Below are 19,391 nucleotides of genomic sequence, written 5' to 3'. Positions count from 1 at the left end.
GTTATTCCGCTGAGAAATGGTGATCCAGCAATGCCTGACAGGTAGGCGGCAACGGCGGCGGCACGGGTTTGCCCGGCTTCGCGTTCGGCTGATGAGGTACGAACCAACTCGCCAGTTCGGCGCCGCAGCCATCGCCCGGCGGCGGCGTATCCTGCTCCTGGCACTCCAGGCTGCCAGCCGGACAACGCAGACGCACGTGCATGTGCGCACGGTGGCCGAACCACGGCCGCACCTTGTGCAACCAGGCGCGATCGGCGCCGGCGTCCAGGCACAGACGCTGCTTGATCGCCGGGTTGACGAAGATGCGCGTCACGTCCGCATCCTGCGCCGCCAGTTTGATCAGCGACTCAATCTGCGGTTGCCATTGGCTCGCCACCACCTGCTTGCCGTCGCCCGACACCAGGTCGATCGGCTGCGGCTTGAGCAATTGCTGCGCGCTCCAGCGTTGGCGCGGCAGCTGCAGCCAGATGTCGACGTCGAGCCCAGACTGGTGGCTGGCGTGGCCGCTGCTGAAGCGCCCGCCGGCCGGCATCGCCATATCGCCGATCAGCACCGTGCCCAGCGCTTTCTGGTTCGCTTTGCTGCTGAGGCGCTGTATGAACGCCAGCAGATCCGGATGGCCGAAATAGCGGCGCTGGTCGGTACGCATCACCTGGTAGTTCGGTGAGTTCAGCGGCAACGGCTGCGCGCCGATGACGCAGCCGTTGGCGAAACCGCCCACCGCCTGCGGCGCGCCGGCCACCGGATGATCGATTTTCTGCCACGGCGTCAGCGCCATGGCGGAAGCGGAGGCCGTCAGGGCCAACAGGCCCAACATCCAGTTTTTCATGGCGATTACCAGCGTGGTACGTCGGAAACCACATCACCGTTTTGCGCGCGCTGGCGCAGCAGGTGATCCATCAACACGATCGCCATCATCGCTTCGGCGATCGGCACGGCGCGGATGCCCACGCACGGATCGTGGCGACCGCGGGTGACCATTTCCACCGCTTCGCCCTGGCGATTGATGGTACGGCCCGGCACCATGATGCTGGAGGTCGGCTTCAGCGCCAGATGCGCAATCACCGGTTGGCCGCTGCTGATTCCGCCGAGAATGCCGCCGGCATGGTTGCTTTGGAAGCCTTCCGGGGTGATTTCATCGCGGTTTTCGCTGCCGCGTTTGGTCACCACGGCGAACCCGTCGCCGATCTCCACGCCTTTCACCGCGTTGATGCTCATCAGCGCGTGCGCCAGATCGGCATCGAGGCGGTCAAACACCGGCTCACCCAGGCCAACCGGCACGTTTTCAGCAATCACGCTGACCTTGGCGCCGATGGAGTCACCCTCTTTTTTCAGCGCGCGCATCAGTTCGTCCAGCGCTTCCAGCTTGTCCGGATCCGGGCAGAAGAACGGGTTCTGTTCGACCTGATCCCAGTCTTTCAGCTCGCAGGTCACGTCGCCGATCTGCGCCAGATAGCCGCGCACCTGCACGCCGAACTTCTGCTGCAGGTATTTCTTGGCGATAGCACCCGCCGCGACGCGCATGGCGGTTTCACGCGCCGAAGAGCGGCCGCCGCCGCGATAGTCGCGCAGACCGTATTTCTGTTCGTAGGTGTAGTCGGCATGCCCTGGACGGAACACGTCTTTGATGGCGCTGTAGTCTTGCGAGCGCTGATCGGTGTTTTCAATGATCAGACCGATGCTGGTGCCGGTGGTCACGCCTTCGAATACGCCGGAGAGAATGCGCACCTGATCCGGTTCACGGCGCTGGGTGGTGTAACGCGAGGTGCCCGGACGACGGCGGTCCAGATCGTGTTGCAAATCGGCTTCGGTGAGCGGGATGCCGGGCGGCACGCCGTCGACGATACAACCCAGCGCCACCCCGTGAGATTCACCGAAGGTGGTGACGCGGAAAATCTGCCCAATACTGTTTCCTGCCATCACGGCTCCTTACCGTTAGTCTTTTATCGTTATGAGGCCCGCCATGCGGGCCTTGGAAATGCGGCTTAGCTGCGATAGAGGCTGAAGTGATCCTTGCAATCCACCAGCTGCTGCTTGGTCAGCATGAACACGCCGTCGCCGCCGTTTTCGAATTCCAGCCAGGTGAACGGGATGTCCGGATATTGTTCCATCAGATGTACCATGCTGTTGCCCACTTCACAAATCAGCACGCCGTCGTCGGTCAGGTAGTCCGGCGCGCACGCCAGGATGCGGCGCACCAGCTTCAGGCCGTCGCTGCCCGCCGCCAGCCCCAGTTCCGGCTCAAAGCGGAACTCCTGCGGCAGATCCGACATGTCTTCCGCATCGACGTACGGCGGGTTGGTGACGATCAGATCGTACTGGATCGCGGGAACGTCGCGGAACAGATCGGAACGGATCGGGATCACCTGATGTTCGACGCCGTGCGCCTGAATATTGCGCTCGGTTACCGCCAGCACGTCGCTGGAAATGTCCACCGCGTCCACTTCCGCTTCCGGGAAAGCGTAGCCGCAGGCGATGGCGATGCAGCCGCTGCCGGTGCACATGTCTAGGATATGGCGCGGCGGGTGCGGGATCAGCGCGCTGAAACGATCGTTGATCAGCTCGCCGATCGGTGAACGCGGCACCAGCACGCGCTCGTCGACGTAAAATTCCATGCCGCAGAACCAGGCCTTGTTGGTCAGATAGGCGACCGGGATGCGTTCGTTGACGCGGCGGATCACGCGCTCAACGATGCGATGGCGCTCGCTGGAAGTCAGACGGGCGGTGTGCATGTCCTCCGGAATGTCCAACGGCAGGAACAGGCTTGGCAGCACCAATTGCACCGCTTCGTCCCACGGATTATCGGTTCCGTGACCATAATAGATATTGGCGGCGTTGAAGCGGCTTACCGTCCAGCGCAGCATATCTTGAATGGTGTGCAGTTCGTTCACTGCTTCGTCGACGAAAATTTTGTCCAATTTGCCCTCCAGCAGGCGCTGTGTTTCATGATTTAGCCGCATAGTTTGCCATGAAGCCCGCGACAAATCACGCTTGCCCCTCGCGCTTTTCACTCTGGCCCGAGTTTTGCGTCGACAGCGCTCATTCACAAGGTAAACTAGCGAAATAAACGATTTCCGGTGAATGAAGCATGAAGAACAAGCCCCCTCTGAGCAAAGACGAACAACAGCTCTTCAGAGAGTCGGTGGCGGGCGCGAAAAAGCTGCGCCAGGACACCATCGTCCACCGCCCGCCGAAGCCCAAGGTCAAACAGATTGCGCCGCAGCGATTGCTGCAGGAGCAGGTCGATGCCAGCTATTATTTTTCAGATGAATACCAGCCGCAGCTGGAAGAGGAAGGCCCGACGCGCTACGTGCGCCCCGGCAGCAGCCCGTATGAGCTGAAGAAGCTGCGGCGCGGCGATTATTCGCCGGAGCTGTTTCTCGATTTGCACGGCCTGACCCAGCTGCAGGCCAAGCAGGAGCTGGGGGCGCTGATCGCCGCCTGCAAACGCGAGCACGTGCACTGCGCCTGCGTGATGCACGGGCACGGCAAGCATATCCTCAAGCAGCAAACGCCGCTGTGGCTGGCGCAGCACCCCGACGTGCTGGCGTTCCACCAGGCGCCGAAGGAATGGGGTGGCAACGCCGCCATCCTGCTGCTGGTGGAGCTGGCCGAGTAACCCCCCACAGAAACGACTCAGGGCGATGTCAGACATCGCCCTGAGTTTATTCCGCACCGCATCCGCGGTTCACACTTTGGCCATCACCTGTGATGGGCTGACCTGCCATTCAAACTTGCCGTAGCTGCCGTCCGCCGGCAGATCGACGTTGGCGATCGCCGAGGTCGCGAACATCGGCGGGCACTCGCCCGGGCACAGTTCGGCCACCAGATACCCCACCAGCGGCAGGTGCGACACGATCAGCACCGAGCTCACCCCTTGCATCGCCAGCGCCTGCAGATAGCTGCCGACCTGTTCGGCGTTGCCGCCCGGCGTCAGCTCGGGCAGCACTTCTTCGCCCTCCGGCAGCGTCAAGGCTTCACGCACCGTCGCCAGCGTCTGTTCGGCCCGCAGATAGGGGCTGACCAGCACGCGTTCAATATCCACAGACTTGGTGTTCAACCAGGCCGCCATCTGACGGGACTCGTCGCGGCCGCACAGGGTAAGGGGCCTTACCGCATCGCTGGCTGCCTCGAGCGCCGCCTCTCCGTGACGCATAATCAAAACTTGCATATTGCACCGCTGTTGTTGACAAAGTAACGCTATACAGAAACGCCGTGCGTGCTGTACCGCCGAGTTTTCCAACCCAAAGCCAAAGCTTTAAAACGATAACGCGCCGTCTCTTTATGGCGGCCGGGCATTTTGCCTGAAAGTTTGCCTAAAGAAAACGCTGTTTTTTACAGCAACCCTCCCCGGGCAAACCTCGATTGCTCACAGAACAATCAATTCAACGGGTTAAATTTTAACCTTGCCGCCATGAAATTTATTGATGGCGGTCAAGCTAACTTACCGCTGCCTCAGCCTTGCTGTACAGCCTCACCGGCTGACGCTGTCGCAAGGAGTGATGGCGATCACAACGCGACCCTGTTGCAACTATAGTGCAAATCGGGCCGCCCTGCGTTCAGCTCCCCAGCGGGTAAAAGCGTTCGCCCTGCTGCGCCATGCGCTGCAAGCGCTCGCACGGCGCGAAGTGCTCGCCGTGCTGCTGGCGCAGGTAGTCCAGCGTCTTCACCACTTTCTCGGCGCCGAGCTCGTCCATATAGCGGAACGGGCCGCCGAGGAACGGCGGGAAACCGATGCCGAACACCGCACCGATATCGCCGTCGCGCGCGCTGCGGATCACGCCTTCATCCAGGCAGCGCGCCGCTTCGTTCAGCATCATCATCACGCAGCGCTGGGCGACGGTCGCCGGCAGCATGTGCGCCTTCGGCGTGACGCCGAGCAACGTATACAATGAGGTATCCGCGCGTTTACGCCGCTGCCGCTGCTGCCCTTCGCTCGGGTAGAGATAGAAGCCGCGGCCGTTCTTGCGCCCTTTGCGCCCGTCTTTCAGCACCGCATCGAACGCGGCCGGCGCGGCGAAACGCGGCCCCAGCGCCTCGACCAGCACGGGAATGATTTTGGTGCCGACGTCGATGCCCACTTCATCCAGCAGGGTAATCGGGCCGACCGGGAAACCGAAGTCCACCAGCGCCTTGTCCAGCGACTCAATCGGCTCGCCTTCCAGCAGACAGCGCGCCGCTTCGTTGATGTACGGCGCCAGGATGCGGTTGACATAAAAACCGGCGCTGTCGCCCACCACGATGGCGGTCTTGCCCTGCTTGTGCGCCAGCGCCACGGTGGTGGCGATGGTCTCTTCGCTGGTGCCGGCGTGCGGGATCACTTCCACCAGCGGCATTTTGTCCACCGGGCTGAAGTAGTGCAGGCCAATCACCTGCTGCGGCCGCTGGGCTTTTTCAGCGATGTGACCGATAGGCAACGAGGAAGTATTGGAGGCAAACACGGTATGCGGCGCGCAGTTCGCTTCGACCTCGGCCACCATCTGCTGTTTCAGCGCCAGATCCTCAAACACCGCCTCGACCACGATATCCACCTGCTCGAAGCCGGTGTAATCGGTAGAGCCGGAGATCAGCATCATCTGCTTTTGCCGCTCCGCCGGGCGCATGCGCTTGCTGCGTACCCGTTTGCCGAGCACGTCCCAACTGTATTTCAGCGCGTGATTGATGCCGGTTTCATTGATGTCTTTGATGCGCACCGGCAAACCGCCGCGCGTGGCGGTGACACAGGCGATGCCGCCGCCCATCAGGCCGCCGCCGAGAATGCCGACGCGATGCAGGGCATGCGGCTGCGCATTGCCGCCCCGCTCTTTTTTCAGCGCGGTGGAGGAGAAGAACAGGCTGCGCAACGCCGCCGACTGCGGCGTCATCGCCAGCTCGCCAAAGGCGCGCGCTTCGGCCTCATAGCCGCTGGCGCTGCCGTGATCCAGCCCGGTTCGCACCACCTGAATAATGCGCTCCGCCGCCGGGTAGTTGCCGTGGGTTTTCGCCAACGTTTTCTTGCGCACGATGCTGAACAGCAGATTTCTGCCCAGCGGGCCATTGAGCAGGCGATCCTGCCACGGCAGCTCGCGCTGATGCTTCCAGCCCTGCTTCACCCGCTCAATGGCGGTCTGCAACAGGATCGATTGCGGCACGGCGTCGTCCACCAGCCCCATGCGCAGCGCCTGGCGGGCGCGAATGTGCTTGCCGGTCAGGATCATGTCCAGCGCCTTGGCGGCGCCTATCAGGCGCGGCAGGCGCTGAGTGCCGCCAGAGCCCGGCAGCAGGCCCAGCTGCACTTCCGGCAGACCGAGCGCGGTTTTGTCATCCAGCGAACAGACGCGGCCGTGGCAGGCCAGCGCCAATTCCAGGCCGCCGCCCAGGCAGGCGCCGTGGATGGCCGCTACCACCGGCACCGGAAAAGCGGCGATCTGCGCCAGCGTGCTCTGCCCTTTCTTGGCCAGCGTTTCCGCCTCTTTGGCGCTGGTGCAGGCGGCAATCATGGTGATGTCGGCGCCGGCGATAAACGAGTCCGGCTTGCCGGAAACGATCACCAGCCCCTCAAGCGCAGTGTGCTGCTGCGCCCGGATCAGCACGTCGTTGACCTGTTCGACGAACTCGGCCTTGAGCGTATTGACCTTGTCGCCCGGCACGTCGATGGTGATCACCCCGATGTTGTCGGGGCGGATCGTCAGTTGAAAGGCCGACGGTTTGGCGCGCTGTTCATGCAATGCGTTTTCGAAACTCATTATTCCACCTCCACGATCATCGCGGCCCCTAACCCGCCGGCGGCGCAGGCAGTGGTCAGGCCCAGCCCGCCGCCGCGGCGTTTCAGCTCACGCAGCGTCTGGGTGATCATGCGCGCGCCGGTGGCGGCGAACGGGTGGCCATAGGCGATGGAACCGCCCAGGACGTTGAATTTGTCCATGTCCACCTCGCCGATCGCCTGGCTGCGGCCAAGCTTCTCGCGGGCGAACGCTTCGCTGGCGAACATCTTCAGGTTAGCCAGCGTTTGCGCGGCGAAAGCTTCATGCATATCGATGAGCGTCAGATCGGCCAGACCGATGCCGGCGCGATCCAGCGCCAGCGGCGTGGCGTAGGAAGGCCCCAGCAGCATGTCTTCCCACACGTCGATGGCGGCGAAAGCGAAACTGCGCAGATAGCCGAGCGGCTGCAGGCCCAGCTCTTTGGCGCGCGATTCGCTCATCATCAGTACCGCCGCCGCGCCGTCGGTCAACGGCGTGCTGTTGGCCGCAGTGACGCTGCCGTGTTTGCGATCGAACGCCGGTTTCAGCTTGGCGTAGGACGCCAGGCTGGAGTCTTTACGGATGTTGTTGTCTTCGGAAAGCTGCGCGCGGTATGGCGGCACGTAGGCGGTCATCACCTCATCGCGCAGCCCCCCCTCACGCCAGGCCTTGGCCGCCAGCTCGTGGGAACGGTGCGCCAGCGCATCTTGCGCTTCACGGGTGATGCCGTGGCTTTTCGCCATCTGTTCGGCGGTATCGCCCATGCGCAAGCCGGTGGAATACTCCGCCACCGCCGGCGGCACCGGCATCAGATCGCGGAATTTCAGCCGGCTGAACAGTTTGAGACGCTGCGACAACGTGCGCGCCTTGTTGACATCCACCAGCGTGCGCGCCAGCGCCTTGCTGACGCCGATCGGCAAGACGGAAGAAGAGTCCGCCCCGCCGGCGATGCCGACGCTGATGCTGCCGGCCATGATGCTCTCCGCCACGTTGGCGATCGCCTGGAAGCTGGTGGCGCAGGCGCGCGACACGCTGTAAGCGTCGGTATGGACGCTCATGCCGGTGCCCAGCACGATTTCACGCGCGATGTTCGGCGCCTCGGGCATTTGCACCACCTGGCCGAACACCAGCTGCTCGATAAGCTGCGGATCGATACCGCTGCGCGCCAACAGCTCGCTCACCGCCGTTTTCCCTAAATCCACCGCCGGAATGCCGTGATAGGCGGTCGCCTGTTTGGCAAAGGGGGTACGCAGTCCATTCACAATCGCAATGCGGTCACCATGACGGGTCACCAACGGCAGTGCCTTACTCATAAATGCTCCTGAAGAAAATAACGTCAGCGCAATGGGCAGAAAGAGGTCTGACCTGATGAGGTCATTGTTAACCAAACGGTTACATTTGGCAAACCGGCAGAGATCAAAACTGCGAGCAGGCGCACTTTCTATCGGGAGGGGTACGGGAAAGGAAATCCCCGGCGCATAACAGGCGGCGCCGGGGGTAAAGCCGGGATTAACGCAGGCCGAGCTGGAAGATCAGAGTTTCCGCCTGGCAGGCGAAGGTGAAATCGGCCTCCAATTGCACGCCGCCGTCAACCGGTTTAATGCTACTGCTGATATCACAAGGGTCGGATTCGACCGCGCGCGCCTTTTCGCTCAGGGCCGCCAACATCGCCTCCGCATCGTGTTGATTACTGAACACCTGGCTGTAGGATGCGGTGCAATCGGTGTTATCCATCACGGTGCCGACATCCACGCAGCAACACGCGGCGGTTTCCTGGGCGCTGCATTTATTAATTGCATCTGACATGATTGGTTCTCCTCAAGGGCCTCGGTTATCAGCCCAAATTGCCGTTTCACTCACCGGCACAAAGCCACAAAATTCTGCAGGTATTTTACGCTTCCGCGCCGGCAATCACTAGCACTTACTTTTACTGGGTGTTTTAAGTGATGGAAATCACAAATAAAAATGAGCGACTGCTAAGGAATGGTAAGAATTTTGTTATTTACCGCTGGCTTTTTGTTAAGCAGATCTCTTTTTTGATATCAGATTGGAAATATTTCAAAAACAAACTTGCAACATTTTCACAGGTCAGACCTATACTTCAGCCACTGGTCTGATTTGTCTGAACGATAACGGACCCTACAATCCCGCGCTCCTTGTTACTTCGTGTAACAATAGTTTAAATAATAAACACATAATGAGGTTTTGGTCATGAGCCAGAAAAACCTATTGACTAAATCAGCTCTCGCAGCTGCAGTGGCAATTATTTCTTCAAACGTGTCTGCCGCAGGATTCCAGCTGAATGAGTTCTCATCAGCTGGTTTAGGACGTTCGTATTCTGGCGAAGGCGCCATGGCGGATACGGCGGCTTCAGCAAGCCGCAACCCGGCGTTGTTGATGATGTATACCCGCCCGGAACTTTCTTTCGGCGCAGTCTTCATCGATCCGGATGTCGATATCAGTGGCCGGTCCCCTTCCGGCGCCAGCCTGGATGCGAAAAACATCGCGCCGACAGCCTGGGTGCCAAACCTGCATTATGTTCACCCGATTAACGATCAATTCGCCGTAGGCGGCTCGGTCACCAGCAACTTCGGTTTGGCGACCGAATACAACGACGGTTACGCGGCGGGTTCCATGGGCGGCAAAACCGACCTGGAAACCTTGAACCTTAACCTGAGCGGCGCTTATCGCCTGAACAAGAACTTCAGCTTCGGTCTGGGCTTTGACGCCGTTTATGCCAAGGCCAAACTCGAGCGCTATGCCGGCGATCTGCCAAAACTGATCGCCGGATCGGGCAAGTTACCGCCACAATTGGCCGGCCCTGTTTCGCAGATCCCGGCAGATACCCAGATTTCGCACCTGAAAGGCGACGAATGGGGCTTCGGTTGGAACGCCGGTATTCTGTACGAAGTGGATGAAAACAACCGTTACGGCTTCACCTATCGCTCAGAAGTGAAAATCGACTTTGACGGCGATTACAAAAGCAGCCTGCCTTCAGCCTTCAACCCGTTGCTGGCCTCTCAAGGTCTGCCGTGGGGCACCAACGGCACCACCATTCCGGGTTCTCTGAGCCTGCACCTGCCGGAAATGTGGGAACTGTCCGGCTACAACAAAGTGGCGCCGCAGTGGGCTATCCACTACAGCCTGGCCTACACCAGCTGGAGCCAGTTCCAGGAGCTGAAAGCCACCGGCAACAACGGCCAGACGCTGTTCCAGAAGCATGAAGGCTTCAAAGACGCTTACCGCATCGCGCTGGGCACCACCTACTTCTACGACGATAACTGGACCTTCCGTACCGGTATCGCCTTCGATGACAGCCCGGTGCCCGCCCAAAACCGTTCGATCTCCATTCCGGATCAGGACCGTTTCTGGCTGAGTGCCGGTACCACCTATGCGTTCAACAAAGACGCCTCGGTCGACGTCGGCGTGTCCTACATGCACGGCCAGAAAGTCACCATCAACGAAGGTCCTTACACCTTCACCTCCGAAGGCAAGGCCTGGCTGTACGGCGCCAACTTCAACTACCGCTTCTAATCTCGCCTGAGATGGATGCCAAAGCGCCCCGCGGGGCGCTTTTTCTTTGCCTGTCGCTCGCCGCGGGCGTAAAAAAACCCGCCAGACGGCGGGTTTTCATGGGCATAAGGCCGGCGGTTACTGCGAGTCGATCTCGTCCAGATCGCCCTGAATCGCCTTGGCGTTCGGGTTCTCTTCCGGCTTGAGCGAACCGCCGTTGGCGATGAAGTCGTGGCGCTGGAAGTAAGCTTCGCGCACCATGACATAAGGATCGGAGGAGTTGCGCAGCAGGCCGTCGGAATCCAGCAGTTGAGCGCGGGTTTCGATCCCCTCGACCACCCATTTGCCCGCCGACATCCAGAAGGTCAGGTAACTCAGCATCGGATACAGCGTATCCGCAAAGTCGCCGCCTTCGTCACGCAGCGTGAAGCTGCCGTAGCCCGGCAGCATCACGTACGGGCCGTAACCCACATCGTAATGGCCCAGCGTGCTGCCGAAGCGGTTCGGCTCTTCGCGCGCCAGTTTCGGGTTGGCCATGCCGGCCACGTCGATCAGGCCGCCCATCCCGAGCAGGGTGTTCAGGAAGAAACGGTTGAAGTGGATCATCCCGCGGTAGGGATCGCCCTTGAGGAAGGCGTTGACCATGCTGGCCGGCTCTTCCAGGTTGGAGGTGAAGTTGCTGATGCCGTTACGCGCCGGCATCGGCACGTAGTCGCGCCAGGCCACCGCGACCGGACGCAGGATATAAGGATCCAGGACGTTGTAGTTGAAGTCGAACATCGTCCGGTTAAATCCTTCCAGCGGATCGGAACGCCCTTGCGGATCGTTGTCTGGCGCGCTGGCACAGCCCACCAGTAATACCGTTGCGAATGCCACCCCAGTCAGGCGAAAGTTCATATTTTTCTCCATAAAAACACGTTCGGTCTTATTTTTCAGGGACCTGCTTGTTTATCTGAACGCTAACCTGCTCTTTACCGCTGAATGTCTGCAGCGAGCTTTCGCCGAACCAGTCCCCCGGCTGCGGCGTGGCCAATCCGTCCTGTGAGAGGCGCACACGCACCTGCACCTGATGCTGCGCCGAGAGCAGACGCTCGGGCATCATGGCGTTGCTGTCATCCAGTGAGAAAGACAGCGGAAAACGGCTCAGCGGCAATTGTTTTACCGCGACCGGCACCGGACTGACGCCGTCGGTGACCGAAATGACCAGCGTCCCCTGCGGCGGCATGGCTTTCGCCGCCTGCGGTGACAGCGCAACGGTCACATTCAGTTTAACATTTTCTCCGCCTGCCTGGGCTTTTGCTTGTGCAATACTGCGCTTTATCACTTCCGCGCGCGGATCGTTGGCCGGCAGCAGCTGCAGCATCACCTGCCAGGCGCCGATCGCCTGCTTGAAATCGCCCTGTTCGAAGGCATTGAACGCCAGCAGGCTCAGCACCCGCGGATCGCCGTGGTTTTCCGCGATCATGCGCCGCAACAGCTGCGCCGCCTGCTTGTTATCCTCCGGATCGTTGGAGCGCGTCAAGACCTCGGCATAGCCGAGCCGCACTTCCAGACTATTCGGATCCAATTGATAAGCATGAGCAAACGCCTGCGTAGCGGTGGTGGCATTATTCAGCGCCATGCCGACGCGCCCCAGCATCATCCAGTCACTGATGTTGCGATCGTCCTGTTGCAGCGCGGTGCGCAGCCCCAGCCCGAGGCGAGCAATCTCTTCCATGCTCAGCGGTTTGGCGCGCTCATTGGCAACGCGCTCGCGCAATTCCGGCATTTGCGCCTGCACCAGACGCCAGTCCAGCACCTGCGCCAGCCCGCCGGTTTTCAGATAAAAGCCAACGGTCACCGCCAGCAGTAACAGCACGCCCGGCACCAGCGCCCAGCGGTTGATCGGCTTCGCCTGCGCCATCTGCTCGGCCGGGATGTCGTTCAACAGGTTCTGTTGCAGCTCTTTGACCAGTTCCGGGCGCTCGGCCACCACGCCCTGCTGCTCATCCTGCTCCAACTCGCTGAGGCGATCCTGATAAAACGCCTTGTTCAGCGCATCGCGCGTGGCGGCGCTCAGCTTGCCGAGGCGCATCGCCGGCACCACCAGCAACGCGGCAGCGCCGGCCAGCAACACGCAAATAATCAGCCAAAAAGCCATTAGGGTTTCTTCCTGTCAGTCTCTTGCAACAGCGCCGCCAGGCGCTGCCGTTCCCGTTCGGAGAATGCATCGTCCACCGCCGCGTCGGGCTTGCGACGGGTGCGCAGGATCACCACTGCCCCGCCGATCAATACGAACAGCAGCGGGCCGATCCACAAGATCAGCGTCGCCGGCGTTACCGGCGGCTCGTAGGTGACGAAGTTGCCATAACGCGCCACCATGTAATCGATGATCTGCTGCTTGCTTTGTCCCTGCATCATCAGCTCGTACACCTTGGTGCGCATGTCGGCGGCGATAATGGCGTTGGAATCGGCAATGCTGTTGTTTTGGCATTTCGGGCAGCGCAGCTGTTCGGTCAACTCGCGATACTGCTGCTCCTGCTCGACGGAGTTGAAGCGATAGGTATCGATCGCCGCAGCGGCGCTCCAGCTCAGCAGCGCGGCGCACAGCAGAACAATCAGCCTCATGCCTCACCCCCGTACTTTTTATACAGCGGCAGCACTTCCTGCCGCCAGACGCGCTCATTCATGTCGCCGGCGTGGCGATAGCGAATAATCCCCTGGCCGTCGATAAGGAAGGTCTCAGGCGCGCCGTACACCCCGAGATCCAACCCCAGCATGCCGTCGCCGTCGTACAGACTGAGGGCGTAGGGATTGCCGAGAGAGTTGAGCCAGGTCACCGCCTTGGCGCGATCGTCTTTGTAATTCAGGCCGACCACCCGTACGCCGCGCGCCGCCAGCGTATTGAGATACTGGTGTTCCGCGCGGCAGGTTGGGCACCAGGTGGCCCAGACGTTGAGCAAGATCGGCTTGCCGTCGCGCAGCACCGCCTGATCGTAGGTTTTGCCAGGCTGATCCAGTGATTCCAGCCTGAAGGTCGGCACCGGTTTGCCGATCAGCGCCGACTCCAGCATGGTCGGATCTTCGCCGCCCGCGTTGCGCGTGAGCTGCACCATCAGGGCCGCCACCAGCAGCAGGAAGAGCACCAACGGGATAAACAGCAGCTTACGCTTCATGATTGCGCCTCCAGTTTGCCTTCACGCTTGAGCTTTTTGCTCATGCGATAACGCGGGTCGAGAATGCACAGCAGGCCGCCGATCGCCATAAAGACGCCGCCGAACCAGATCCAGCGCACGAAGGGTTTGTAATACAGGCGCACCGCCCAGGAACCGTCTTCCAGCTCCTCGCCCAGCGCCGCGTACAGATCGCGGCTGAACCCGCCGTCGATCGCCGCCTCGGTCATCATGCTGCGCGCCACGCTGTAGTAACGTTTCTCCGCGTGCAGCGTCGCCTCCGGCTTGCCGTTGCGCGTGACGTCGATGATGCCGACGCCGCCGCTGTAGTTCGGGCCGCGAATGTCGTGCACGTCGCGGAACACGAAGTGATAGTTGTGGATATCCACGCTGTCGCCGGCCTTCATCCGCACGTCGCGCTCCACGCTGTAATTCTGGCTGAAGGCGATGCCGATTACCGTCACCGCCACGCCGAGGTGGCCGAGCACCATGCCCCAGTGGCTGCGAGACAGCTGCCGCAGACCGCGCCAGAAACCGTGGCGGTGGGTGGCGCGCTCATGCAGCTCCATCAGCGTCAGGATGATCACCCACAGCGCCATAATCAGGCCCACCACCGTCATGCCGGCGATGCTGTCCTGCAGCAACCACGGCAGCAGAATCGACAGCACCAGCGTCGCCAGTAGCGCCACGCCGAGGCGGCGCCACAGTTTGCCCGGCTCATCGCGGCGCCAGCGCACCAGCGGCCCGATACCCAACAGCAGCGCCAGCGGCGCCATCAGCCAGGTGAACATGGTGTTGAAGAACGGCTCGCCGATCGAGATGCTGCCCAGCCCCAGCTGTTTGTGCACCAGCGGCAGCAGCGTGCCCAACAGCACCACCAGCATGGCGGCGATCAGCAACACGTTATTGCCCAGCAGGAAGGTCTCGCGCGAGAAAGTCTCGTGCTGCACCCGGCTGCGCACCTGGCCGCCCTTGACCGCGTACAGCAGCAGCGAGCCGCCGATCACGATCACCAGATAGGCGAGAATAAACATGCCGCGCGCCGGGTCGGAGGCGAAGGAGTGCACCGAGACCAGCACGCCGGAGCGCACCAGGAAGGTGCCCAGCAGGCACAGCGAGAAAGCGGTGATCGCCAGCAACACCGTCCAGGCTTTGAACGTGCCGCGTTTCTCGGTCACCGCCAGCGAATGCATCAGCGCGGTGCCGGCCAGCCACGGCATAAAGGAGGCGTTCTCCACCGGATCCCAGAACCACCAGCCGCCCCAGCCCAGCTCATAGTAGGCCCAGGCCGATCCGAGCACGATGCCCAGCGTGAGGAACACCCAGGCGGCGGTGGTCCACGGGCGTGACCAGCGCGCCCAGGCGGTGTCGAGCCGGCCGGCCATCAGCGAGGCGATGGCGAACGCGAAGGCGACCGAGAAGCCGACATAGCCCATGTACAGCAGCGGCGGGTGGAAGATCAGGCCGATATCCTGCAGCAGCGGGTTGAGATCGCTGCCGTCGATCGGGAAGTTCGGCAGCGTGCGGGTGAACGGATTGGAGGTCATGATGATGAACAGCAGGAAACCGGCGGTGATCATCCCCATCACCGACAGCACCCGCGCCACCGCATCCTGCGGCATCGCCCGGCTGCACAACGCCACCGCCAGCGACCAGCAGCTCAGCAGCAGCACCCACAGCAGCAGCGAACCTTCATGCGCCCCCCAGGTGGCGGCGATGCGGTAATACACCGGCAGTTGGGTATTGGAGTTGGTGGCCACGTAGGCGACGGTAAAATCGTTGACCACGAAAGCATGCACCAGGCACAGGAACGCCAGCGCAATCGCGGCGAACATGCCGTAGGTCAGCGGCCGAGCCACCGCCATCATGCGGCTGTCCTGGCGCGCCGCGCCCCACTGCGGGTAAATGCTCAGCAGCAGCGCGATCGCCAGCGCCAGGCACAGCAGAAAACTGCCCAGTTCCGGCATCATGACTTGGCGCCCTCCGCCTGCGGCGCGTTATACGCTTCCGCCGGCCCTTTGTGATTCTCTTTCATCGCGTCGGCCACTTCCGGCGGCGTGTATTTCTCGTCGTGTTTGGCCAGCACTTCGCGCGCATTGACCACGTTGCCCTCGCCCAGCACCCCTTGCGCCACCACGCCCTGCCCTTCACGGAACAGATCCGGCAGAATGCCGGTGTAGGTTACGCCGATCGCGCCACGCGCGTCGTAAATCTTGAAGCTGACCTGCAGCGTATTGGGATCGCGTTTCACCGAGCCGGGCATCACCATGCCGCCGATGCGCAGCCGCTGGCCAACCTCGGGCTTCTCATGGTTTTCGCCCTTACCCTGCAGGATTTCACCCGGGGTGTAGAACAGATCGATGTTGGAGCGCAGCGCGTACAGCATCAGGGTTGCGGTCAGCGCGATGCCGATCAGCACAACGATCGCCAGATAAAGGCGGCTTTTACGACGTGGATTCACAATGATTTCTCCCGCGGTGCGGCGGATTTTTGTTTTGACTGTTGCGCATGGCGAATGCGCCGTTCGCGCGCCTGACGGCGACCGATCTCGGCGAGCAACTGCCGCCGCTGCCAGACGGTGTGCGCCACCAGCCCCAACAGCGAAATCAGCGTGGCGGCGACCGCCAGCCAGACATAAAAGGCATAACCGCCCATGGCGAAAAACGCCGACCAGGAATCGAATGCGGCATTCATGACTGACGCTCCTTATTCACCAGCCCGGCGACCCACGGGCGCTGGCGCTCCTGGAACAGGATCAGATTGCGCAGGCGCATCAGCGTCAGCGTGACGAACAACAGCAGATAGCCGAGGATCGCCCAGCGCAGCGGGGTGCGCATGCTTGGCGCGATGGATTGCTGCATATTGGTCGAACCCTGATGCAACGTATTCCACCATTCGACGGAGAAATGGATGATCGGGATATTCACCACGCCCACCAGCACCAGAATGCCGGCGGCGCGGCCCGCCAGGCGGCGGTCTTCGAAGGCGTTATACAACGCGATGACGCCCATATAGAGGAACAGCAGCACCAGTTCGGAAGTCAGACGCGCGTCCCACACCCACCAGGTGCCCCACATCGGCTTACCCCAGGCGGAGCCGGTCACCAGCGCGATAAAGGTGAACACCGCGCCGATCGGCGCCATCGCCGCCACCACGGTATCGGACATTTTCATCTGCCACACCAGGCCGATAAACGCCGCCACCGCCATCGAGGCGTAGATGCCCATCGACCACATGGCCGCCGGCACGTGAATATAAATGATGCGGAAGCTGTCGCCCTGCTGATAATCCTTCGGCGCGAAGCCAAAGCCCCATGCCCAGCCAAGCAGCAGGCAGGCCGCCGCCGCCAGCCCCAGCCAGGGGATAAAGCGGCCGCAGACGTGATACAGCCGTTCAGGCCGCGCCAGTTGATGTAACCATTTCCACATTGTCGTCAGTGCTCACGGTAATTTTTATGCGTCGGCCGCCTCGAGCGTTCGAAACGGCGAAAATCTTCTGCGGGGTACGCTCTTGCCGGCCTTGCCCCGTCTGTTCATTCAATTTGTTAGCTAGTGCACGCTCACTCGCAGCGCCGCTGCGGCGGCAAACGGCGCCAATGTCACGCTGCCCGCCAGCATCGCGCCGAGTATCGCCAGGTAACCATCAATCGGCATGCCCATCGCGGCGGCGTCGATCGCGCCGGTGGCGAAGATCAGCACCGGGATATACAGCGGCAGCACCAGCAGGCTGAGCAGCACGCCCCCTTTGCGCAGGCCGACGGTCAGCCCCACGCCGATAGCGCCGATCAGGCTCAGCGTCGGCGTGCCGAGCAGCAGCGTCCCCGCCACCGCCAGCCAGGTTTGCATATCAAGCGACAACAGCAGCGCCACCAGCGGCGACAGGATCAGCAGCGGCAGTCCCGTCACGACCCAGTGAGCACACACTTTGCCCAGCACCGTCATCGGCAGCGGCGTTGGCAGCAGCAACAGCTGCTCCAGCGAGCCATCGAGGAAATCGTCGCGAAACAGCCGCTCCAGCGACAGCAGCGAGGCCAACAGCGCCGCCACCCATACGATGCCCGGCGCAATGCGCGCCAGCAACTGCGGCTCCGGGCCAATCCCCAACGGGAACAGCGTGATCACAATCAGGAAAAACCACAGCGGGTTGACGATCTCCGAACCTTTACGGCAGGCGATCTTCAGTTCGCGACGCACCAGGGTCAAAAACATCACAAACTCCCCGCGTCGTGTTCCGCCAAACGAATTTTGCCCACCGTTTGGCTGACGCCGGCCAAATCCTGATGGGTGGTCAACAATACCATGCCGCCCCGCTGTGCATGTTGCTCAAAAAGGCTAATCAACTCGGCCACGCCCTGTTTATCGATCGCCGTTAGCGGCTCATCGAGGATCCACAGCGGCGCCGCGCTGAGCCACAGGCGCGCCAACGCCACGCGCCGCTGCTGCCCGGCGGAAAGCTGCGCCACCGGCAGATCTTCGTAGCCCACCAATCCCACCTGCTCCAGCGCGCGCCAGATGGCCTGCTGCTCGGCCGCGCCGCGCACCGCCTGATAAAACTGCAGATTTTCGAAAGGTGTCAATACGGCTTTGATGCCCGGTTGATGGCCGATAAACAGCAAATCTTGCTGATACGCCGCGCGATCGCGCAGCGTGTTACGCCCGCGCCAGCACACCTCACCGCCGTCCGGCCGCGCCAGACCGGCGAGGATGCGCAGCAAACTGGTCTTGCCCGCGCCGTTCGGCCCTTCTACCTGAATGATATCGCCCGGCTGAACTGAAAAGCTTAGCTCGCTAAACAGGATGCGTTCATCGCGCACGCAACTCAGACTTTTGGCTTCCAGCATCGGGGAACTCATATTTTTCTTTGGGATAGCGAATCATAGCATAAGCCTTTCCCCACAAGCAGCCTGCGGCGGGCGCGCCGGGGGCCAATATGGCGAGCAGGATCAAGAATGCGCGGAAAAAAGCGGCGGATTTTAACTCTTGTTACCTTTTTCTGTATTTCGCCGCATTTAGGCCGGGCAACTACGCTTAATGACGTGACCTCACCCTTATTGAGCAGGAGCGACAGCATGAACGAACAGCAACGCCAGGAGCACGAGCAGGATGAAACGATGCGGGTAGAGAGTGAAGAGCAGGAACAGGGCAAGCGCGAAATCGAAGTCAGGGAAGAGAATCTGCCGTCGCGCGCGGCGGCGGTGCATGAACAGATCCGGATGGAAGGCGAAAAAGAGCTGGAGCGCGACGGGCTGGCATTGCTGTGGTCGGCGATCGCCGCCGGGCTGTCGATGGGCGCCTCGCTGGCGGCGAAGGGCATTTTCCACGCCCGCCTGCCGGACGATCCCAGCCGTTTCTTCCTTGAGAACCTCGGCTACACCTTCGGTTTTATCATTGTCATCATGGCGCGCCAACAGCTGTTTACCGAAAATACCGTCACGGCGGTATTGCCAATCATGCATAAACCCACACCGCGCAACCTGCTGATCCTGCTGCGTCTGTGGGGCGTGGTGCTGCTCGGCAACCTGATCGGCACCGGGCTGGCGGCGCTGGCGTTTACCCATATGCCGCTGTTCGACGCCGAGACGCGCGGCGCCTTCATCAGCCTGGGCGAAGAGGTGATGCGCCATACGCCGGGAGAAATGTTCGCCAACGGCATCCTGGCCGGCTGGATCATCGCCACCATGGTGTGGATGATCCCGGCCGCCGGCGCGGCGAAAATCTGGGTGATCGCGCTGATGACCTACCTGGTAGCGATTTGCGATTTGACCCATATCGTGGTCGGTTCGGTAGAGATCCTCTATCTGGTGTTCAACGGCGCGATTGGGTGGCAGGAATTCGTCTATCCGTTCGCCCTGCCGACGCTGGCGGGCAACATCATCGGCGGCACCTTTATCTTTGCGTTGATAAGCCATGCGCAGATCCGCAACGATTTGAGCGCCCAAAAACGGACGGAGCGGCAGCAAGAGGAAAAACGGCGCCACGGCGGGGAAAAACCGTGATCGCCGTCG

At 61.5% G+C, this 19,391-nt stretch carries 20 protein-coding genes; 3 read left to right on the top strand and 17 right to left on the bottom strand.

Annotated features, from left to right (window positions below):
- Position 1 precedes the first annotated feature (1 nt).
- From mepA to prmB, 3 genes are all read right to left on the bottom strand, one after another.
- A complete protein-coding gene (gene mepA, locus ACMGF7_RS14815; RefSeq protein WP_197800047.1) occupies positions 2-829 on the bottom strand; it encodes a penicillin-insensitive murein endopeptidase in 828 nt (275 codons plus the stop codon).
- A 5-nt stretch (positions 830-834) separates the two neighbouring features.
- A complete protein-coding gene (gene aroC / locus ACMGF7_RS14810; protein ID WP_004936219.1) occupies positions 835-1,920 on the bottom strand; it encodes a chorismate synthase in 1,086 nt (361 codons plus the stop codon).
- Positions 1,921-1,985: 65 nt separating this feature from the next.
- On the bottom strand, positions 1,986-2,918 hold the full coding sequence (gene prmB, locus ACMGF7_RS14805) for a 50S ribosomal protein L3 N(5)-glutamine methyltransferase (protein ID WP_004936224.1): 933 nt from the start codon (positions 2,916-2,918) through the stop codon (positions 1,986-1,988).
- Between the two features lie 170 nt (positions 2,919-3,088).
- Between prmB and smrB the strand changes: the two genes are divergently transcribed.
- Positions 3,089-3,619 carry an endonuclease SmrB gene (smrB, locus tag ACMGF7_RS14800; RefSeq protein WP_004936226.1) on the top strand — a complete coding sequence of 177 codons (531 nt, stop codon included), beginning with the start codon at positions 3,089-3,091 and terminating at the stop codon, positions 3,617-3,619.
- A gap of 69 nt (positions 3,620-3,688) precedes the next feature.
- Here the strand turns inward: smrB and sixA are convergent, their stop codons facing one another.
- The 4 genes from sixA to ACMGF7_RS14780 all read right to left on the bottom strand — a co-directional run bounded on the left by sixA (position 3,689) and on the right by ACMGF7_RS14780 (position 8,528).
- On the bottom strand, positions 3,689-4,171 hold the full coding sequence (gene sixA, locus ACMGF7_RS14795) for a phosphohistidine phosphatase SixA (protein WP_004936230.1): 483 nt from the start codon (positions 4,169-4,171) through the stop codon (positions 3,689-3,691).
- A gap of 388 nt (positions 4,172-4,559) precedes the next feature.
- Positions 4,560-6,725 carry a fatty acid oxidation complex subunit alpha FadJ gene (gene fadJ, locus ACMGF7_RS14790; protein ID WP_197800049.1) on the bottom strand — a complete coding sequence of 722 codons (2,166 nt, stop codon included), beginning with the start codon at positions 6,723-6,725 and terminating at the stop codon, positions 4,560-4,562.
- Positions 6,725-8,035, bottom strand: coding sequence for an acetyl-CoA C-acyltransferase FadI (gene fadI / locus ACMGF7_RS14785; RefSeq protein ID WP_420286495.1), 1,311 nt, complete (start codon positions 8,033-8,035; stop codon positions 6,725-6,727). Before fadI ends, fadJ begins: the two co-directional genes overlap by 1 nt.
- Before the next feature lie 196 nt (positions 8,036-8,231).
- Positions 8,232-8,528 (bottom strand): YfcZ/YiiS family protein, encoded by a 297-nt coding sequence (locus ACMGF7_RS14780; RefSeq protein WP_004936240.1) that lies wholly within the window; start codon positions 8,526-8,528, stop codon positions 8,232-8,234.
- A gap of 405 nt (positions 8,529-8,933) precedes the next feature.
- Here ACMGF7_RS14780 and fadL point away from each other — a divergent pair, with 405 nt between their 5' ends.
- The gene (gene fadL, locus ACMGF7_RS14775; RefSeq protein ID WP_004936243.1) at positions 8,934-10,256 is read left to right on the top strand and encodes a long-chain fatty acid transporter FadL; all 1,323 of its coding nucleotides are present in this window, start codon (positions 8,934-8,936) and stop codon (positions 10,254-10,256) included.
- A 117-nt stretch (positions 10,257-10,373) separates the two neighbouring features.
- Here the strand turns inward: fadL and mlaA are convergent, their stop codons facing one another.
- From mlaA to ccmA, 10 genes are all read right to left on the bottom strand, one after another.
- Positions 10,374-11,132, bottom strand: coding sequence for a phospholipid-binding lipoprotein MlaA (gene mlaA, locus ACMGF7_RS14770; protein ID WP_044030769.1), 759 nt, complete (start codon positions 11,130-11,132; stop codon positions 10,374-10,376).
- Between the two features lie 28 nt (positions 11,133-11,160).
- A complete protein-coding gene (ccmI, locus tag ACMGF7_RS14765; RefSeq protein WP_197763333.1) occupies positions 11,161-12,375 on the bottom strand; it encodes a c-type cytochrome biogenesis protein CcmI in 1,215 nt (404 codons plus the stop codon).
- On the bottom strand, positions 12,375-12,842 hold the full coding sequence (locus ACMGF7_RS14760; protein WP_015378622.1) for a cytochrome c-type biogenesis protein: 468 nt from the start codon (positions 12,840-12,842) through the stop codon (positions 12,375-12,377). Before ACMGF7_RS14760 ends, ccmI begins: the two co-directional genes overlap by 1 nt.
- Positions 12,839-13,390, bottom strand: coding sequence for a DsbE family thiol:disulfide interchange protein (locus ACMGF7_RS14755; RefSeq protein ID WP_049239817.1), 552 nt, complete (start codon positions 13,388-13,390; stop codon positions 12,839-12,841). The genes ACMGF7_RS14760 and ACMGF7_RS14755 overlap by 4 nt, the downstream gene beginning before the upstream one ends.
- A complete protein-coding gene (locus ACMGF7_RS14750; RefSeq protein WP_015378624.1) occupies positions 13,387-15,357 on the bottom strand; it encodes a heme lyase CcmF/NrfE family subunit in 1,971 nt (656 codons plus the stop codon). Before ACMGF7_RS14750 ends, ACMGF7_RS14755 begins: the two co-directional genes overlap by 4 nt.
- Positions 15,354-15,848 carry a cytochrome c maturation protein CcmE gene (gene ccmE, locus ACMGF7_RS14745; RefSeq protein ID WP_004936264.1) on the bottom strand — a complete coding sequence of 165 codons (495 nt, stop codon included), beginning with the start codon at positions 15,846-15,848 and terminating at the stop codon, positions 15,354-15,356. Before ccmE ends, ACMGF7_RS14750 begins: the two co-directional genes overlap by 4 nt.
- Positions 15,845-16,081: a heme exporter protein CcmD gene (ccmD, locus tag ACMGF7_RS14740; RefSeq protein ID WP_004936267.1), complete on the bottom strand. Its 237-nt coding sequence runs from the start codon at positions 16,079-16,081 to the stop codon at positions 15,845-15,847. Before ccmD ends, ccmE begins: the two co-directional genes overlap by 4 nt.
- The gene (locus ACMGF7_RS14735; RefSeq protein ID WP_004936270.1) at positions 16,078-16,815 is read right to left on the bottom strand and encodes a heme ABC transporter permease; all 738 of its coding nucleotides are present in this window, start codon (positions 16,813-16,815) and stop codon (positions 16,078-16,080) included. Before ACMGF7_RS14735 ends, ccmD begins: the two co-directional genes overlap by 4 nt.
- 120 nt (positions 16,816-16,935) lie before the next feature.
- Positions 16,936-17,595: a heme exporter protein CcmB gene (ccmB, locus tag ACMGF7_RS14730; protein WP_016926839.1), complete on the bottom strand. Its 660-nt coding sequence runs from the start codon at positions 17,593-17,595 to the stop codon at positions 16,936-16,938.
- The gene (gene ccmA / locus ACMGF7_RS14725) at positions 17,595-18,227 is read right to left on the bottom strand and encodes a cytochrome c biogenesis heme-transporting ATPase CcmA (protein ID WP_004936275.1); all 633 of its coding nucleotides are present in this window, start codon (positions 18,225-18,227) and stop codon (positions 17,595-17,597) included. Before ccmA ends, ccmB begins: the two co-directional genes overlap by 1 nt.
- 228 nt (positions 18,228-18,455) lie before the next feature.
- Between ccmA and ACMGF7_RS14720 the strand changes: the two genes are divergently transcribed.
- Positions 18,456-19,382, top strand: a complete 927-nt coding sequence (locus ACMGF7_RS14720; RefSeq protein ID WP_273875491.1) for a formate/nitrite transporter family protein — start codon at positions 18,456-18,458, stop codon at positions 19,380-19,382.
- Positions 19,383-19,391 lie beyond the last annotated feature (9 nt).

Origin of the sequence: Serratia sp. BNK-17, assembly GCF_048684935.1 — a bacterium.
GTDB classification, from domain to species: Bacteria; Pseudomonadota; Gammaproteobacteria; order Enterobacterales; family Enterobacteriaceae; genus Serratia; species Serratia nematodiphila.
Note: the sequence above shows the minus strand (reverse complement) of the source record. Positions and strands in the feature narration are given on the sequence as shown.

Bases quoted from the DNA above. Each gene is read 5' to 3' on its own strand.
- mepA (WP_197800047.1), bottom strand. From the start codon at position 829: ATGAAAAACTGGATGTTGGGCCTGTTGGCCCTGACGGCCTCCGCTTCC.
- aroC (WP_004936219.1), bottom strand. From the start codon at position 1,920: ATGGCAGGAAACAGTATTGGGCAGATTTTCCGCGTCACCACCTTCGGT.
- smrB (WP_004936226.1), top strand. From the start codon at position 3,089: ATGAAGAACAAGCCCCCTCTGAGCAAAGACGAACAACAGCTCTTCAGA.
- sixA (WP_004936230.1), bottom strand. From the start codon at position 4,171: ATGCAAGTTTTGATTATGCGTCACGGAGAGGCGGCGCTCGAGGCAGCC.
- fadJ (WP_197800049.1), bottom strand. From the start codon at position 6,725: ATGAGTTTCGAAAACGCATTGCATGAACAGCGCGCCAAACCGTCGGCC.
- fadI (WP_420286495.1), bottom strand. From the start codon at position 8,035: ATGAGTAAGGCACTGCCGTTGGTGACCCGTCATGGTGACCGCATTGCG.
- ACMGF7_RS14780 (WP_004936240.1), bottom strand. From the start codon at position 8,528: ATGTCAGATGCAATTAATAAATGCAGCGCCCAGGAAACCGCCGCGTGT.
- fadL (WP_004936243.1), top strand. From the start codon at position 8,934: ATGAGCCAGAAAAACCTATTGACTAAATCAGCTCTCGCAGCTGCAGTG.
- mlaA (WP_044030769.1), bottom strand. From the start codon at position 11,132: ATGAACTTTCGCCTGACTGGGGTGGCATTCGCAACGGTATTACTGGTG.
- ccmI (WP_197763333.1), bottom strand. From the start codon at position 12,375: ATGGCTTTTTGGCTGATTATTTGCGTGTTGCTGGCCGGCGCTGCCGCG.
- ACMGF7_RS14760 (WP_015378622.1), bottom strand. From the start codon at position 12,842: ATGAGGCTGATTGTTCTGCTGTGCGCCGCGCTGCTGAGCTGGAGCGCC.
- ACMGF7_RS14755 (WP_049239817.1), bottom strand. From the start codon at position 13,390: ATGAAGCGTAAGCTGCTGTTTATCCCGTTGGTGCTCTTCCTGCTGCTG.
- ACMGF7_RS14750 (WP_015378624.1), bottom strand. From the start codon at position 15,357: ATGATGCCGGAACTGGGCAGTTTTCTGCTGTGCCTGGCGCTGGCGATC.
- ccmD (WP_004936267.1), bottom strand. From the start codon at position 16,081: ATGAATGCCGCATTCGATTCCTGGTCGGCGTTTTTCGCCATGGGCGGT.
- ACMGF7_RS14735 (WP_004936270.1), bottom strand. From the start codon at position 16,815: ATGTGGAAATGGTTACATCAACTGGCGCGGCCTGAACGGCTGTATCAC.
- ccmB (WP_016926839.1), bottom strand. From the start codon at position 17,595: ATGTTTTTGACCCTGGTGCGTCGCGAACTGAAGATCGCCTGCCGTAAA.
- ccmA (WP_004936275.1), bottom strand. From the start codon at position 18,227: ATGCTGGAAGCCAAAAGTCTGAGTTGCGTGCGCGATGAACGCATCCTG.
- ACMGF7_RS14720 (WP_273875491.1), top strand. From the start codon at position 18,456: ATGAACGAACAGCAACGCCAGGAGCACGAGCAGGATGAAACGATGCGG.